Source organism: Rossellomorea sp. DA94, from assembly GCF_029834455.1.
GTDB classification, from domain to species: domain Bacteria; phylum Bacillota; class Bacilli; order Bacillales; family Bacillaceae_B; genus Rossellomorea; species Rossellomorea vietnamensis.
In genome coordinates, this window is sequence record NZ_CP122397.1 from 794,223 (window position 1) to 809,472 (window position 15,250).

General features: G+C 42.3%; 17 protein-coding genes. All 17 read left to right on the top strand.

The window, feature by feature from the left end; translation table 11 throughout:
* Positions 1-41 precede the first annotated feature (41 nt).
* The 17 genes from P8596_RS04205 (at position 42) to P8596_RS04285 (ending at position 15,240) form a co-directional block, all read left to right on the top strand.
* A complete protein-coding gene (locus P8596_RS04205) occupies positions 42-881 on the top strand; it encodes an SDR family NAD(P)-dependent oxidoreductase (RefSeq protein WP_279726045.1) in 840 nt (279 codons plus the stop codon).
* 115 nt (positions 882-996) lie between these two features.
* A complete protein-coding gene (locus tag P8596_RS04210; RefSeq protein ID WP_279726046.1) occupies positions 997-1,821 on the top strand; it encodes a BtpA/SgcQ family protein in 825 nt (274 codons plus the stop codon).
* A 112-nt stretch (positions 1,822-1,933) separates the two neighbouring features.
* Positions 1,934-2,911: a nucleoside hydrolase gene (locus P8596_RS04215; protein ID WP_279726047.1), complete on the top strand. Its 978-nt coding sequence runs from the start codon at positions 1,934-1,936 to the stop codon at positions 2,909-2,911.
* 61 nt (positions 2,912-2,972) lie between these two features.
* Positions 2,973-4,493 carry an amidohydrolase family protein gene (locus P8596_RS04220; protein WP_279726049.1) on the top strand — a complete coding sequence of 507 codons (1,521 nt, stop codon included), beginning with the start codon at positions 2,973-2,975 and terminating at the stop codon, positions 4,491-4,493.
* A gap of 27 nt (positions 4,494-4,520) precedes the next feature.
* Complete coding sequence (locus P8596_RS04225; RefSeq protein ID WP_098437470.1) at positions 4,521-5,141, top strand: ECF transporter S component family protein; 621 nt, start codon at positions 4,521-4,523, stop codon at positions 5,139-5,141.
* Positions 5,142-5,320: 179 nt separating this feature from the next.
* Positions 5,321-6,070: an energy-coupling factor transporter transmembrane component T gene (locus P8596_RS04230; RefSeq protein ID WP_279726050.1), complete on the top strand. Its 750-nt coding sequence runs from the start codon at positions 5,321-5,323 to the stop codon at positions 6,068-6,070.
* The gene (locus P8596_RS04235) at positions 6,067-6,930 is read left to right on the top strand and encodes an energy-coupling factor ABC transporter ATP-binding protein (protein ID WP_279726051.1); all 864 of its coding nucleotides are present in this window, start codon (positions 6,067-6,069) and stop codon (positions 6,928-6,930) included. Before P8596_RS04230 ends, P8596_RS04235 begins: the two co-directional genes overlap by 4 nt.
* Positions 6,927-7,754, top strand: a complete 828-nt coding sequence (locus tag P8596_RS04240) for an energy-coupling factor ABC transporter ATP-binding protein (protein WP_279726052.1) — start codon at positions 6,927-6,929, stop codon at positions 7,752-7,754. Before P8596_RS04235 ends, P8596_RS04240 begins: the two co-directional genes overlap by 4 nt.
* A 28-nt stretch (positions 7,755-7,782) precedes the next feature.
* Positions 7,783-8,451 (top strand): aspartate/glutamate racemase family protein, encoded by a 669-nt coding sequence (locus P8596_RS04245; RefSeq protein WP_279726054.1) that lies wholly within the window; start codon positions 7,783-7,785, stop codon positions 8,449-8,451.
* Positions 8,452-8,513: 62 nt separating this feature from the next.
* A complete protein-coding gene (locus tag P8596_RS04250; RefSeq protein WP_279726056.1) occupies positions 8,514-9,443 on the top strand; it encodes an NAD(P)-dependent oxidoreductase in 930 nt (309 codons plus the stop codon).
* 31 nt (positions 9,444-9,474) lie between these two features.
* Positions 9,475-10,710 carry a 3-oxo-tetronate kinase gene (gene otnK / locus P8596_RS04255; RefSeq protein WP_279726057.1) on the top strand — a complete coding sequence of 412 codons (1,236 nt, stop codon included), beginning with the start codon at positions 9,475-9,477 and terminating at the stop codon, positions 10,708-10,710.
* Positions 10,711-10,726: 16 nt separating this feature from the next.
* Positions 10,727-11,317 carry a class II aldolase/adducin family protein gene (locus P8596_RS04260; protein WP_279726059.1) on the top strand — a complete coding sequence of 197 codons (591 nt, stop codon included), beginning with the start codon at positions 10,727-10,729 and terminating at the stop codon, positions 11,315-11,317.
* A gap of 160 nt (positions 11,318-11,477) precedes the next feature.
* A complete protein-coding gene (gene vanR / locus P8596_RS04265; protein ID WP_279726062.1) occupies positions 11,478-12,176 on the top strand; it encodes a vancomycin resistance response regulator transcription factor, VanR-F/VanR-M family in 699 nt (232 codons plus the stop codon).
* Positions 12,169-13,290 carry a HAMP domain-containing sensor histidine kinase gene (locus P8596_RS04270; protein WP_279726064.1) on the top strand — a complete coding sequence of 374 codons (1,122 nt, stop codon included), beginning with the start codon at positions 12,169-12,171 and terminating at the stop codon, positions 13,288-13,290. Before vanR ends, P8596_RS04270 begins: the two co-directional genes overlap by 8 nt.
* Before the next feature lie 86 nt (positions 13,291-13,376).
* Positions 13,377-14,237: a VanY-A/VanY-F/VanY-M family D-Ala-D-Ala carboxypeptidase gene (vanY, locus tag P8596_RS04275; RefSeq protein ID WP_279726065.1), complete on the top strand. Its 861-nt coding sequence runs from the start codon at positions 13,377-13,379 to the stop codon at positions 14,235-14,237.
* 34 nt (positions 14,238-14,271) lie between these two features.
* Positions 14,272-14,757: a VanZ family protein gene (locus P8596_RS04280; RefSeq protein WP_279726066.1), complete on the top strand. Its 486-nt coding sequence runs from the start codon at positions 14,272-14,274 to the stop codon at positions 14,755-14,757.
* 201 nt (positions 14,758-14,958) lie between these two features.
* Positions 14,959-15,240 (top strand): YwqI/YxiC family protein, encoded by a 282-nt coding sequence (locus P8596_RS04285; protein WP_279726067.1) that lies wholly within the window; start codon positions 14,959-14,961, stop codon positions 15,238-15,240.
* Positions 15,241-15,250 lie beyond the last annotated feature (10 nt).

A 15,250-nucleotide genomic window follows, 5' to 3' on the forward strand; every position in this document is an offset into this window, starting at 1 on the left:
TAACGGAATTGATAACTAAATTTGAATGAGGTGTATAAACAATGAGTGATAAAAAAAAGCAACGTGTGATCGTGACTGGCGGGTCTAAGGGGCTTGGACGTGGAATTGCCCTGGCTTTCGCAGAGACTGGTGCATCGGTGGTCATTGCTGATATTGATCCTGAAGCGGGCAAGCGCTGTGTGGAGGAGATCATTGAATCTGGAGGAGAAGGTTTATTCGTCTATACGGATGTAGCGTCAAGTGAAGATGTGAGAAACCTCTTTGAGGAAGCTCGTCATTTCCAAGGCGGTATAGATGTACTTGTGAACAATGCTGGTATTGGTCACGGGCCGCTCTCGGAAAGACACTTTCTAAAAACGGACTTTCCTATGTGGGAGAACCTCATGAATGTACACCTTAATGGACTCTACTACTGCAGCCAAATGGCAGCGAGAGCAATGGTCCATCAGGGGGGAGGCGGTGTCATCATCAATATGAGTTCTGGTGGAGCAACGCGCGCGCATCGGAATCGTGTCGCTTACGATGCGACGAAAGGGGCGATTGAGGCCGCTACAAGAGCAATGGCACTTGATCTGGCTCCATGGAAAATTCGGGTGAATGCTGTGATGCCAGGTGCCATAGAGGTTGAAAACCGTACAGCAGTCGGGGAGGAATCCTCTCCTGACCTTCTCATTCCACTTGGCAGGCTCGGAATGCCTCAAGACGTTGGTCATGGAGTCCGTTTCTTAGCTTCACCAGATGCTTCATACATCACGGGTCATGTCTTAGCCATTGATGGCGGACTCACTTCTCAGCTTCGAGCACCAAGTATGGATGCCGATGTTGCACTCTCTATGGACGAAATCGACTTAGGGATGGCTACAACCGGAGTCAAAGAATAAATGCCTTCCCTTCCAACTGCTCATTCGTCCATGGAATAGAATAATGGATTGAGAGTTTAAGAATTCACCCCCTAGTAGGAATATGATCAATATTATAAAGGAGGAGGAAAATAGTATGAAAACCTCATTTACAAATATGTTCGGTGTCGAAAAACCAGTATTAGGAATGGTTCACTTAGGTCCGCTGCCTGGATCGCCCCTATATGAAGGGAAAATCGATCATGTATTAGAAGCAGCCATCCGTGATGCAAAAAGTCTTGAAAAGGGCGGAGCCAGCTCCGTGATGGTAGAAAACTTTAATGACTACCCATTTTACCCTGAAACAGAGGAACCTGAAACAGTAGCGGCGATGACATTGATTGCTCACGAAATTCGCCGTGAAGTGAAGCTTCCAATGGGGATTAATATCCTGAGAAATTCGTGGAAATCTGCTCTAGCAGTTGCTGGAACAGTAGGGGCTGATTTTATCAGACTTAACGTCCTGACAGATGCCTACGTAACCGATCAGGGTCTCATTAACGGTACGGCGCACTTGGTGGCAAGATATCGTAAATTTCTTGGTTTAGAGAAAAAAGTCAAGATTTTCGCAGATATCCAAACAAAACATGCTGCTCCTTTAGCGGCTCGTCCTATTGATGTCTTGGCTCGTGATACTGCCTATCGTGGAATGGCGGACGCTATCATTCTTGCGGGTGAGGAATCAGCTCAACCTCCTTCCATTGAGAATTTAGAGGCGGTAAGGAATGCAGTCCCTGATGTTCCAATCATTATCGGCAGTGGAATGAAAGTCGAAACCGCCAATCTGCTCAAATATGCGGATGGAGCTGTCTTTGGATATGGGGCGAAAGTGGATGATATTATGACGAACCCGGTTGACGAGGACAAAACACGTCGCTTCTGCGAAGGGGTAGACAGAGAAAGAAACTCTCAATTGGTTTAGTTTTAATAGAAAAAGAGTATCGAAGGCGTTGGGACCGAAACCTTATTACAGTAAGGGGTTAGTGCTGGTATGTGTCTTGATATTCTTATAAAAGAGAATAGGAGGAATTAACATGATGATGGAAAGAGTAATTATTGACACGGATCCGGGGGTAGACGACCTTGCCGCAATCTATCTTGCACTTGCGTCTCCGGAAATGCATATTGAAGCTTTGACGACGGTGCATGGAAATATTGAGGTGGAGACTGCGACTCATAATGCCCTTTCATTACTTGAATTAGCAGGCAGGACGGATATCCCCGTTTACCGGGGAGCAAGCAGGCCCCTCATACGTCAACCGCAATTTGCCAAGCATATTCACGGCAATAATGGTTTTGGTGGAGTCGAGGCCCCAGCCCCTACCGTATCAGAAGCCGGGGAGTTTGCAGCCATGGAGATTGTGAGGCGCTGTAACGAAGCACCAAACGAGATCACTATTTTAGCGATAGGTCCATTAACCAATGTGGCTCTGGCTCTATCTATAGACCCTGGTATCGCGCAGAAAGTGAAAAGGATCATTGTCATGGGTGGCGCAGTCCGTGTTGCCGGGAACTATTCCCCAGTGGCGTCCTTCAATCTGGCAACTGATCCCGAGGCAGCAAGGGTGATATACAATTCTGGTGCCCCAATCGTACAGGTAGGTCTCGATGTATGTACAAAAGTGAGAATCTCACACGAAAACCTTGAACGTATCAGGTATGCGAATACGCGACCAGGAGCTTTCCTATTAGAGGCCGCTGAATTTCGCCGCAAGGCTTACATAGCCGCCAAGCAATCGTCAGAAACGGAGACAGGCGTTTTCTTTAATGATGTCCCAGCCGTAGCTTATGCCCTTTGGCCAGAACTCTTTAAGGTCCAGCCGGCTTTTGTTTCAATCGAGACAAAAGGAGAACTGACAGCCGGTCAGACGGTCACTGAGTTTACAGGACAGTGGGGTCATTCAGAATCAAATACATCAATTCTAATGGATGTAGATGGAGAGACAGTGGCACGACGTTTTGCAGAACGAATTTCTACTTTGGAAACAAACTATGCAGAGACGCAAAAATAAATCGTTTTACGCGCCTAGATATCTTAATATTTAGAAAACTATTTATTGAAGGGGTGACTCCATGTCAACTCTCATTCAAAACGCAACCATCATAACGATGGATGACCAGTCAGGTATCATTCAGGGCAGTGTGTGGGTGGAAAATGGACGCATAAAAGAAGTCATCCCACACCTCCCTGGGAGTGAACCCAACATTCACGTAAATGAAACAATTGATGGATCTGAAATGATCGTCATGCCTGGTATGACGAATGCTCATTATCATTCCTATTCGAATCTGTTAAAAGGAACAACCAGCCATCTTCCATTAGAAATGTGGTCCCTTTATACAACAGCATATGGTTATTCACTTGATGATGAGGATATTTACAATGCAGTACTTTTAGGTGCAATAGACATGATTAAAAGCGGTGTGACCAGTTGCATTGACCATTTTCCGCATATCAGAAGATCAGAAGCAGCCCTTAAAGCATACGAGGCATCATCCATAAGGGTAGGATTTGCTCCCATGATGCACGATGTTCCTGATCATCATTTTCTTCCAGTTGACTTGCCGATCGATACAAAGCGAAAACTGGACCAAGCAACACCGACATCAGTGGTTGAAATGAGAGCGTTTTATAACTCTCTTTTCGATAGGTGGCATGATCGAAATAATCGAATTCAAATAGTAGTTGGTCCAAATGCTCCGCAGCGATGTTCCGAGGAAATGCTCGCGTTATGTAAGGAATTAAGTGAACAAAGTGGGGCATATGTTCATACACATCTTCTCGAAACAAGAATTCAAAAGGAAGTCGGGGATTCGGCGTTTTCGGGCGGTATACTCGGCAGACTGCGGGATCAACAATTACTTTCAAGAAAGTTGTCCACCGCCCATTCCATTTGGATTGAAGATGATGAGGCAGAGATGTTAGCTGAACATGGGGTTTCCTTTGTTCATAATCCAGTCAGTAATATGATGCTTGGCAGCGGGAGAGCGAATGTATCATCCTATCTTGAAGATGGAATCAACGTGGCCTTAGGAACGGATTCCTCCAATTGCGGAATCTCCCATAACCTTTTTGAAGCCATGAGGGTAGCTGTTATGCACAGCCGCCAAGAACATCCCAATTTCCATGAATGGCTGCAGCCGATAGATGTCCTTAAAATGGCGACAGTTGGGGGAGCACACATATTAGGCGAAGAGAAAAAGCGGGGAAAAATTAAACAGGATTATGAAGCGGACCTTGTTTTACTAAACAAGCGCTCATCTGCATTAACAATAAATGCCGATGTCATTTCTCAGCTTGTGTATTACGAGAATGGGAGTTCGATTGAATCAGTGATGGTCAAGGGAGAATGGATTCTCAAGAATCGTAAAATAGTTTCATTCGATGAAGAGGGTGTACTCCAAGCAGTAAAAGAAAAACAGGAATCCCTTCTTCAAAAAAGCCGGGCAAGTGTTCAATGGGCGAATGAAGTTGAACCCTATTTCACCGACATGTATAAAAAATTTCATCCTCATCCTGGAGAGAAAAAGGCTGGCAGCAACCGAATGGATGCTGCTCATGAGCAAGGAAAATTTGAAGAAATGAAATCTTAGAAAACCCATATAAAAGGAGGACTATACATGAAAAGTATAAAAAAGGATTTTACGCTTATTTCCATATTGCTCATTCCCATTGGTGTTGCGGTCAATGTAGTTGCTGGAGAATTGGTTGAATTATTAAAGATCCCTCTTTTCTTAAATCAAATCGGCACGATGATTGTTGCGATGGTAGCCGGTCCTTGGGTTGGAGCAGTAACTGGAGGCGTCTCAAAACTGATATTCGGGATTTTCAACCCTACTCAGCTGGCGTTTATGCCGGTTGCTATGGCTTCAGGGATTGTAGTAGGTCTCATGGCAAAAAAGGGGCTGACAAAAAATGTTTGGAAGGTCGCATTTACAGGCTTTATTGTCGCAATTGTTGCCATCTTAATCGCTACCCCGACCACGGTTATTGTATTCGGTGGAGCTTCAGGAACCGGATCAGATACAATCACTGCCGTACTTTTAGCTTCAGGCAAAGAAATATGGACATCCGTTTTTACACAAAAGATATTTGTTGAAAGTATTGATAAAATTCTCTCGATTTTAGTTGCCTATATGATTGTGCGTAAGATGTCAGATCAATACCTGTCTAAACAAAAGTATGGTCACTTATATCTTACGATGAACAATAATAATAGAAGTACTAAAATAGGAGCTTAAAAAAATACGGGGTGAACATGTTGAGGAATCTGCGGTCACTGCACCACCCACCCCGTTATATCGTGTTTCTGCTTTCGGAAAGTATATTTCAGGAATAACAGAGGGCTTGAAGGGATTGACCGGATTTTTTTTATTAATCAGCCAAAAATGAACCTTACTATGAAAGGGGAGATACACATATGGAAAAACTGAGAAGCTTCATTCTAAATCTCTATCCAACTACTAAATTCTTGTTTGCCGCCTTTTTGATGATGACCCCGTTACTGTTACCAGGTTATATCTACTCTTATTTAGTCCCCGTGTTATGTTTATTTATTGCAATGGCAGCTGGAAAAACAAAGCAGTACGCCGACTTCGTCTTAAAAGGATTGATACCGATTGTTTTCATGATTTTCCTTCTGCAATCATTTTTCTACCCTGGAGAGACCATATTATGGTCATGGAGCATCTTCTCCATTAAACAAGAAGGAATCCATTTCAGTTTACAATTAACCTCCAAAATATTGGCGGTGGGATCAGCCATTGTGTTATTTTTTCAGATTACAAAAATCAATGATTTATCCCGTGCATTAGAAATAGCAGGAGTTTCACCAAAAGCTACCTATGTCCTTTCATCTGCACTTACGATTATTCCGGAAATGAGGCTGCATTTATTACGGATTATGGATGCACAAAGAACCCGTGGTGTTGAAACGGAAGGGAATCTAAGTATAAGGGTAAAAGCATTTGTACCGGCATTAACCCCACTGATATTATCATCATTCTCAAGCACCGATGAGAAAGCCATCACGCTGGAATCCCGTGCTTTCACTGCCCGTACAAAGAAGACAAGCTTACATCAACTGGAAAAGACGAAGAGTGATCATGTGGTAAGAGTTGTACTATTGATTGTATTTGTTTCCATCTTGATCTGGAGGTTTTTCTTATGAGTGGAATCGAGATTAGAAATCTATCATACCAGTATCCTACTGGAAGTGAAAAAGTATTGGATGATCTGAATCTTACGATCGAAAGCGGGAAATTTTACGCTCTGGTCGGTGTGAATGGTGGGGGAAAGACCACACTTTGCAATGTTTGCCGAGGTTTTATACCACATTTTTTTAATGGTGATAGAAGTGGGGAAGTGCTGATTGATGGGAAGGATGTTTGTGAATGGGATCCAAGTGAGCTTGCTCAAAAGGTAGGGTTTGTCTTCCAAAATCCATTTACCCAAATCAGCGGTGTGAAGGAAACTGTTTTTGATGAGATCGCTTTCGGACTGGAGAATCTGGGAGTTGAAATCAGTGTTATTAAACAGAAAGTACAAGACATCATTACATTACTGGGTATTGAGTACATCCAGCACAAAAACCCGAATGAACTGTCGGGGGGGCAAAAACAACGGGTCGCTTTAGCGTCCATTATCGTAATGGAACCGGATATCCTCATTTTTGATGAACCGACATCACAGTTGGATCCACAAGGTACGGAAGAAATATTCAGGGTAATCGATATTATGAAGAAAAAAGGAAAAACCATTATTTTAGTAGAGCACAAGATTGAATTGATTGCTGAATATGCAGACTATGTGATTGTCCTTCAGGATGGGCAGATTAAGAAACAAGGAAGTACGGAAGAGGTGCTTTCTGAAGAAGGTACACAGGAATATGGATTGGGATTGACCCAGTATACGCTATTGGATCTACAAATGCGGAAACACGATATGCATACAGAAAGAATACCCATCACTGAAAGGGACTCCGTTCAAGTAATGAAACAATGGATGGAACTAGAAGGGGTGAAAGGATGAGCTATTTAACTTTAAATGACGTTACCTACTGTTATCCAAATGGTTTTAAAGCGGTTGAAAATGTCAGCATGTCATTCGAAAAAGGCGAATCAGTAGCCATTGTTGGACAAAATGGTGCCGGGAAAACCACAACAGTGAAAATGATGAATGGATTAACAAAACCGACCAAAGGTGATGTGATCATTGATGGTTTGAATACAAAAGATTACACAACCGCTCAAATATCTAAAAAGGTGGGGTATGTCTTTCAGAACCCTGATGATCAAATTTTTCACGAAAATGTAAAAAGTGAAATTAGGTTCGGGCCTAAAAACCTTGGATTTTCACAGGAGAAGATTGAAGAAAATGTAATGAAGGCAGCAGAATTGACAGGAATCGTGCCATTCTTGGATATCCATCCGTATAACCTGCCTTATTCCATGAAGAAATTCGTCACCATTGCTTCGGTCATTGCGATGGATACGGATACGATTATCTTAGACGAGCCAACAGCTGGACAAGACTCCCTGGCCATTAAAAGACTGGGGCACATCATTGATTCATTGGTTCAAGAAGGGAAAACCATCATTACCATTACACATGATATGGAATTTGTCGTGAATAACTTTGAACGTGTCATCGTGATGGCAAATAAGAGAGTCGTTCAGGATTCTCATAAGCAGGATGTGTTCTGGAACCATGGTGTCCTGGAAGAAGCGATGTTGAAACAGCCTCATATCAGCAGGTTATGCAATACATTAAATTTCAATGAAAAAGTTTTAGATATCAACCAAATGATCGATGTGCTAAAAAAAACTTCAAGTAAGGTAAAGGTCACTCTATAATCCGGAATCCACTAGGGGGAGAATCGAAATGAAAATCGGTATTATACATGCAACCTGCAATGCTGTACCACCTTTGAATGCAGCCTTCAACCAATTGGCACCAGAAGTGACGGTTTTAAATTTTGTTGACGAGAATATCCAGTATCATGCCAACCAAATGAATGGAATCGATGACAAATCATTTCGGGATTTTGTCCATTTGGCCACTAAAGCACAGGAAGCGGGAGTAGACGCGATCATTGTAGCATGCACCGTGCTCACACCTGTAGTGGATGCTGTGAAGCCATTTATATCCGTCCCGATCTTTGCGGTGGATCGCCCGATGTTGGAAAAGGCCGTTACTCATTATACAAAAATCGGCGTTGTGGCGACGACTGCACCCTCCGGGCCCGCAACGAAAGCCCAATTGGAGAAGCTTGCCAAGGAATGGGGCAGGGAAGTGGAAGTTGAAACGGAGATTATTACGCAGGCGATGACAGAATTGAAGGCTGGTCATGAGGTCGAACATAATCATCTGAATCGTCTTGCCGCAGCGGAATTGCAAAAAAGAGGATGCGAAGCCATCATTCTTGCCCAGATTACGCAGGCATGTGCAGAAGTTGAAGCGAGTACATTAGGAATTCCGGTGTTAACCAGTCCGAAAGAAGCGGTGAAAGCGGTCATTGGTGCATTGGAAGGGGATAAAGTAAACGCTTAGGTTACGGTACTTCCCCGTTCTTCAGCCCTTGAAATGATTTCAAACAAAAAGGAGAGATTTAAATGAAAGTAAGTTTTATTGGATTAGGCGTCATGGGCACAGGTATGGCATTCAATCTGGCAAAAGGTGAAAAAGAAGGTGAGTATGAGTATCTTGTGTGTGATGCAAATCCACAGGCATTAGAAGAATTCAATGCACAAGGGATTAAAACCACAACGGATATCTTGGAGACTGCAGATAGTGATTATCTATTTCTTTGTCTGCCAGACTTAGAGATTGTCAAAAAGGTTGTAGTAGGGGAAAACGGTCTACTGAAATATATGAAGCAGGGTCAGACCATTGTGGACTTTAGCACCATCAGTTATTTAGGAGCAGTAGAAGTCGCAGAAACCTGCAGGGAGAATGGTATCGAATATATGGATTGCCCCATTTCGGGTCATCCCAGAACAACGGTCGAAGGAACGCTTACGATCATGTGCGGCGGGAATGAAGAACTATTTCACACACTGAAACCAATGCTTGACCTGATGGGGAAACAGATCCTCTACATGGGTGACAACGGGGCTGGGCAGCTGACGAAAATGATTAATAACTGTGTATTAAATATTTGTTGTGCAAGCTTCAGTGAATTATTACCGGTTGGAGTGAAGCTTGGTTTAGATCCAGAGAAACTCGGTGATGTATTAATGACGGCAACTGGATCCAGTTTTGCTTCGAAAACATTGATTCCTAAGGTGTTAGAAGGGGATTTTGAACATAGTTTTTCACTGGAAAGAGCCTATAAAGACATGGAAAGTATGAATGAAGTGTTAATGAAATACCAAATTCCACTGCCAACGTTGAGTGGAACGATGCAAACGTATCAACTTGCCTTACAAAACGGACAAGGTGATTTCTACAAGCATGCCATGATTTGTTATTTTGAAGATTTGTTAGGTGTAAAGGTCCGTAATAAGAACTTTCAAGAAGCAGAAGCTGAATTGGTAAAGTAGTACATAAAAACATAGCAGGGGGGTGAATATAGTGCGCTTTGGTGTGATTGCAGATGATTTTACCGGTGCCAGTGACATCGCTTCTTTCTTTGTGAAAGGCGGACTTAGTACCGTTTTATACTCTGGAATACCTGAAATGGATGAGGTTCCAAAGGCAGAGGTATGTGTCATTGCCTTGAAAACACGTACTCAAGATCCTAATGACGCTGTCGACGATTCACTCGAGGCGATAGCCTGGTTAAAAGAGCAGGGTGCGCAACAGTTCTATATAAAATATTGTTCTACCTTCGATTCTACACCTGAAGGGAATATCGGCCCGATTTGTGATGCTGTAATGGAAGAACTGGACGTTCCTTATACGATTCTTTGTCCTGCCCTTCCCGTAAATGGACGGGTTGTGAAAAATGGATGTTTATATGTAAATGGAGTTCCACTCGATAAGAGCCCAATGAAGGATCATCCGCTTACGCCCATGCGGGATTGTGATCTGGTTCGTTTAATGGACGCCCAGAGCAAATTTCCCAGTGTGAAAATGCCGGATACTGTAGACAAGGAAGAAGTAAATGAATGGATGACAGGAATAGCCGCACAACATAAGGATTCGCCTTTTTATATCGTACCAGATTACGAGAAAGAAGAAGACGCGGAAAAGCTGGTAGAGTTATTTGGAGAACTCAAACTCATCACAGGTGGAAGTGGCCTTGCCTATCCATTGGCTAAAATGCATAAGGAACAAGCGGATGCGGATGACTTTGCGCGATCGGATTCGCCAGCGTTACTGTTAGCAGGGAGCTGCAGTGAAACGACTCGAAACCAGATTATAGAATATCAACGATCAGGTGGTAAAACCTACTTCATGGATCCTCTTAAATTGATGTCAGGGGAAGAATCGGTCGAGAAGATTTGGAATGTGATTTCTCAAAACAAAGAAGAATCCATCCTGGTATACAGCAGCGACACACCTGAAAAAGTGCGGGATATTCAACAAAAAGGCAAAGAAGAAGTGGCCGGAAGAATAGAAAAAGCCACCGCAGACCTGGCAAAACTGGCTGTTCAAGCCGGGTTTCACAGAATCATCGTGGCAGGCGGAGAAACGAGTGGGGCGGTGGCCAAACGGCTTGGGTACCATGGATATCATATTGGAGATAGTATTTCACCAGGAGTACCTACTATGATCCCAATAGAAGATAAACGTATTCGGATGGTGTTTAAAAGCGGAAACTTTGGACAATCGGACTTTTTCCTTCAAGCCTTATCTTTAACATAAGAGAGAAGTGGAAAATATGGATCAATCAGTAGATAAGAAGATAAAGGATGCCATTTGGGTGGCCCAAAGTCTCTTTCAACGCGGGAAAGCAACGGGGAGTGTTGCAAACCTAAGTTTTCTCCACGAGGGCAAAATGTATGTGACGGCTACGGGAACTTGCTTTGGAACTCTTAAACACGAGGAGTTTGCTATACTGGACATGGATGGAAGGCAATATGGTGACATAAAACCAAGCAAAGAATGGCCATTACATTTGTTGGTATACAAAGCAAAGCCTGATGCTGGGGCAGTTCTTCATGTTCACAGCACGTATAGTGTGCTGTGGAGTTGCCTGCCTGGCCTGAATGAATCGGATTGCATGCCGGACCATACTCCATATTTGAAAATGAAACTCGGAACAGTCGGTTTAATTCCTTATGAACATCCGGGCAGTCAAGAATTGTTCCGCGAGTTTGAGAAAGGCGTACATGCAAGTGATGGATGGCTGTTGAGCCATCACGGCCCAGTAGTACCAGGGAAAAGTATCTTGGAAGCATTTTATTCATTAGAAGAATTAGAGGAAAGTGCGCACATTGCCTGGGAGCTTCGGAAAGTTAATAAAGAGTGACAGAAGGAAGCACGGGGACGGTTCTCGTGCTTCCTTTTTCTATTATAAGAGAAGCAGCAGAACTGTCCCCATGCTTACCTTGAATAATCAAAGGAAATAGTAGAGAATAAAGTACAGATTTGTTGATAATCAAAGGTAACTTGATATAGGAGTGGGATAGATGAAGAGTATTTCGATTCTGGTGGCGGATGATGAGGAGGAAATAGCGGACCTGGTTGCCATTCATCTGGAAAAAGAAGGATACGATGTCGTGAAAGTACATAATGGGCAGGAAGCCATACGCGTGATTGAGACACGATCGATTGATTTGTTGATTTTGGATATTATGATGCCGGAGATGGATGGATATGATGCCACCCGTCTGATTCGGGAACAGTATAATATGCCGATCCTTTTTTTGAGTGCAAAAACATCTGATTTTGATAAGGTACATGGGCTGGTGATTGGAGCGGATGATTATATAACAAAGCCGTTTACTCCCATTGAATTGGTTGCGCGTGTGAATGCGCATTTGCGACGGTTTATGAAGTTGAATCAACCTAAGGCACCTTGTAAGAAAGATACGTTGGAATTTGGTGAAATCGTGATTTCTCCTGATCAGCGCACGGTTTTCCTTTACGGTGAAAATATCGAGCTGACGCCGAAAGAGTTTGATATTTTGTATTTATTGGCCAGTCACCCAAAGAAGGTTTATAGTGTGGAAAATATTTTTCAGCAGGTATGGGATGACGCATACTTTGAAGGCGGAAACACGGTAATGGTGCATATTCGTACGTTACGGAAGAAACTCGGGGAAGATAAGAGGAAGAACAAGTTAATCAAAACGGTCTGGGGAGTGGGGTATACATTTAATGGCTAAATTTATACGCAGTTTCCGAGCCAAAGTCCTCGTATTATTTGGTTTAAGTATGCTTCTCGGCGGTGTGATCACTTACATCCTTTTTAGGGGGTTACAGCTTTATTATCATTCAGTGGTCCGTCGCGGTGAACCATTGGCCCAACTCCGTCAATTCATTGACAGCATTGGAGATTTTAACGTCTTTTTTATCCTGTTTATCTCCCTTTCGCTCTTATTTTTCTATTTGCTTACGAAGCCGATTTCTACCTATTTCAATGAACTATCAACGGGAATTCAGTATCTCGCCAGTGGCGACTTTAAGCATCGGGTGAATATCGAGTCAAATGATGAATTTGGTGATATTGCACAAGCCATGAATCTCGCAAGTGAAAAACTGGAAGAAGCCATCCAAAGAGGGGATTTCTCAGAAAACAGTAAAGAACAGTTAGTGGTGAATTTGGCTCATGATTTGCGTACGCCCCTCACTTCTGTTCTAGGTTATTTAGATTTAATCCTTAAGGATGAGAAGTTGACCAAAGAACAGGTGAGACATTATTTAACGATTACCTTTACGAAGTCTCAGCGATTGGAACGGTTGATTGACGAATTATTTGAAATAACACGAATGAATTATGGCATGCTGCCTTTAGACAAGCAGCAGATTAATTTAACGAATCTTCTTAATCAATTGAAGGAAGAATTATATCCTGTATTCGAAAAAAATCATTTAATCGCCCGAATCACGATTCCGCCCCAATTACCTATTTGGGGGGACGGAGAGCTATTGGCCCGTGTATTTGAAAATCTATTAACCAATGCCAATCGTTATGGATATGATGGTCAGTTTGTAGATATTAACGGGTTTGTTGATGGAGAGGATGTGGTCGTTCAGGTTATGAATTATGGAGACCGGATTCCTCCGAATGAACTTCCCTATCTTTTTGATATGTTTTACACAGGTGACAAAGCCCGAACTCATCAAGAAGATGGCACAGGGCTTGGTTTATTTATTGCAAAGAATATTGTGGAGCAACACAATGGGACGATTACGGTGGAAAGCAGTCTCATACGGACGATATTTGAAGTTCGTTTACCCCAGGAAGGTATTGAACCTGACCAAGATTCCATTTCATAAAGGATTTAAGAAAAATTTAAATTTTACCCCACTCTTTTTTTAAACAGTTTTTCCTATTCTATAGTAAGAATAAGGAGGAACGTGAAATGAAGAAGTGGGGATTTTTATTGTTAATGGCATTATGTTTAGGTTTCACATTTGTTTATAAGGAATCAACGATTCAAGATCAAGTAGAGATTCAGCGTAACGATGTAGAAAATAGCGGGACGTCTGAACACTTTCAAACAATCGAGATAAAAAAGGAACAAGTCTTTCAAGGGAATTTACTTTTGGTGAATAATGAATATCCGGTTCAACAGGAGAGTATAACATCAGACGTTGTCAATCTATTTACGCATGAAGAACTGACAAAGGGATACGGATTGTTTGATACCACCATTACATTGTCGGAGGACGTAGCACATAAATTCTCCGAGATGACCGTTGCTGCCGGTAAAGACGGGGTTAGACATTTCATCATCAATAGCGGCTTTCGGGGCTTTGAAGAGCAACGTGCACTTTACCGGGAAATGGGGTCCGACTATGCCTTGCCTGCAGGCTACAGTGAACACAACTTGGGCTTATCACTGGATGTAGGATCCACTCAAAGGAAAATGGAGCTGGCATCAGAAGGAAAGTGGATCGAAGAAAACGCGTGGAAATACGGATTTATATTACGGTATCCAAAGGATAAAACAGACGTTACGGGAATCCAATACGAACCATGGCATATTCGCTATGTTGGATTGCCCCACAGTGTGATTATGGAAGAAAAAAACTTCGCTTTAGAAGAATACTTAGCATTCCTAAAAGAACAAAAATCGATTTCAACGATGATACAGGGCGAAACATATGAGATCTCATATTACCAAGTCACAAAGGATACGACCCTTCGTGTTCCATCAAACCGTCATTATGAGATATCAGGCAACAACATAGATGGTGTCATTGTAACGGTGTTTCCCTAAATTCATCGGATACACATAAATGAGAGGAGATAACATGGAAAAAATAATATCTAGAGGATTGCTGGCTTTCTATCTAGTGATACTAACCTGGCTAGTCCTATTCAAATTACAATACAATATTTTGTCAGTTTTTCATTATCAATATACTAGTTTTAACTTGATCCCATTCGCTGCATCTGGAAGTATCAGAGAGATGATAGATAATATCCTTATCTTCATTCCACTCGGCCTGCTTTTGGAAGTTAATTTCAAAAAAGGTGGCTTTTCACCTAAACTTACCCTTGTACTGGCTCTAAGTCTTATTTTTGAAATCATTCAATTCATATTCTCTATTGGCGCGACAGACATAACCGATGTCATTACTAATACTGTTGGGGGATTTCTTGGCCTGAAATTATATAGTGTGTGCAATAGGTTAATAAGTAGTAAGAAATTGGACTGGGTTATTCTTTTGGTGGGTATATTTTTGCTTGTATTGTTGATCTATTATCGTAGTCATTTGGTAATTAGATATTCTTAAGGAAGCATGGGGACGGTTCTCATGCTTCTTTTTAATAAAGAATACAACTAATTGCTTTTATTTTCCTTAAGAACTGAGTATTATTTCCTATTTCCAGAAAAGTATAGGTTCATAATAGAATGCCCACAGAAACGATGGTACGATAGTCTATGAATTGGAAGTTTATAGGATGTTTTAAGATAAATAGAAAGGACCGATCATATGCACACTGAAATCAAAATTCAGTACAACGAGACGGAGAGGGCGCTTTCCAAGCTTCGTCAAACGATTGACTCCTGGAATACAACGTATCCAAAGCAGATTGGCGGAGCGAATGAACTGGAGGTCATCAACAAGCTGAATGAACTCAATGAGCAATGCCAGAAGATGCTTGAGTGCTATCAACAGCTTTTGATGGAAAACCAGGCGGCCACGCAACTTTCCCTAGAAGGCATGGAAGAAACCGATCGTACTCTTTCTTCAGCCATGACTTTGAGCCGGTAAGGGGGGGCAC

Excerpts from the sequence above, each read along its gene's own strand:
- vanY (WP_279726065.1), top strand. The coding sequence starts at position 13,377 with ATGAAGAAGTGGGGATTTTTATTGTTAATGGCATTATGTTTAGGTTTC.
- P8596_RS04270 (WP_279726064.1), top strand. The coding sequence starts at position 12,169 with ATGGCTAAATTTATACGCAGTTTCCGAGCCAAAGTCCTCGTATTATTT.
- P8596_RS04280 (WP_279726066.1), top strand. The coding sequence starts at position 14,272 with ATGGAAAAAATAATATCTAGAGGATTGCTGGCTTTCTATCTAGTGATA.
- P8596_RS04235 (WP_279726051.1), top strand. The coding sequence starts at position 6,067 with ATGAGTGGAATCGAGATTAGAAATCTATCATACCAGTATCCTACTGGA.
- P8596_RS04260 (WP_279726059.1), top strand. The coding sequence starts at position 10,727 with ATGGATCAATCAGTAGATAAGAAGATAAAGGATGCCATTTGGGTGGCC.
- P8596_RS04205 (WP_279726045.1), top strand. The coding sequence starts at position 42 with ATGAGTGATAAAAAAAAGCAACGTGTGATCGTGACTGGCGGGTCTAAG.
- P8596_RS04220 (WP_279726049.1), top strand. The coding sequence starts at position 2,973 with ATGTCAACTCTCATTCAAAACGCAACCATCATAACGATGGATGACCAG.
- P8596_RS04215 (WP_279726047.1), top strand. The coding sequence starts at position 1,934 with ATGATGATGGAAAGAGTAATTATTGACACGGATCCGGGGGTAGACGAC.
- P8596_RS04250 (WP_279726056.1), top strand. The coding sequence starts at position 8,514 with ATGAAAGTAAGTTTTATTGGATTAGGCGTCATGGGCACAGGTATGGCA.
- P8596_RS04285 (WP_279726067.1), top strand. The coding sequence starts at position 14,959 with ATGCACACTGAAATCAAAATTCAGTACAACGAGACGGAGAGGGCGCTT.
- vanR (WP_279726062.1), top strand. The coding sequence starts at position 11,478 with ATGAAGAGTATTTCGATTCTGGTGGCGGATGATGAGGAGGAAATAGCG.
- P8596_RS04225 (WP_098437470.1), top strand. The coding sequence starts at position 4,521 with ATGAAAAGTATAAAAAAGGATTTTACGCTTATTTCCATATTGCTCATT.
- P8596_RS04230 (WP_279726050.1), top strand. The coding sequence starts at position 5,321 with ATGGAAAAACTGAGAAGCTTCATTCTAAATCTCTATCCAACTACTAAA.
- P8596_RS04210 (WP_279726046.1), top strand. The coding sequence starts at position 997 with ATGAAAACCTCATTTACAAATATGTTCGGTGTCGAAAAACCAGTATTA.
- P8596_RS04245 (WP_279726054.1), top strand. The coding sequence starts at position 7,783 with ATGAAAATCGGTATTATACATGCAACCTGCAATGCTGTACCACCTTTG.
- P8596_RS04240 (WP_279726052.1), top strand. The coding sequence starts at position 6,927 with ATGAGCTATTTAACTTTAAATGACGTTACCTACTGTTATCCAAATGGT.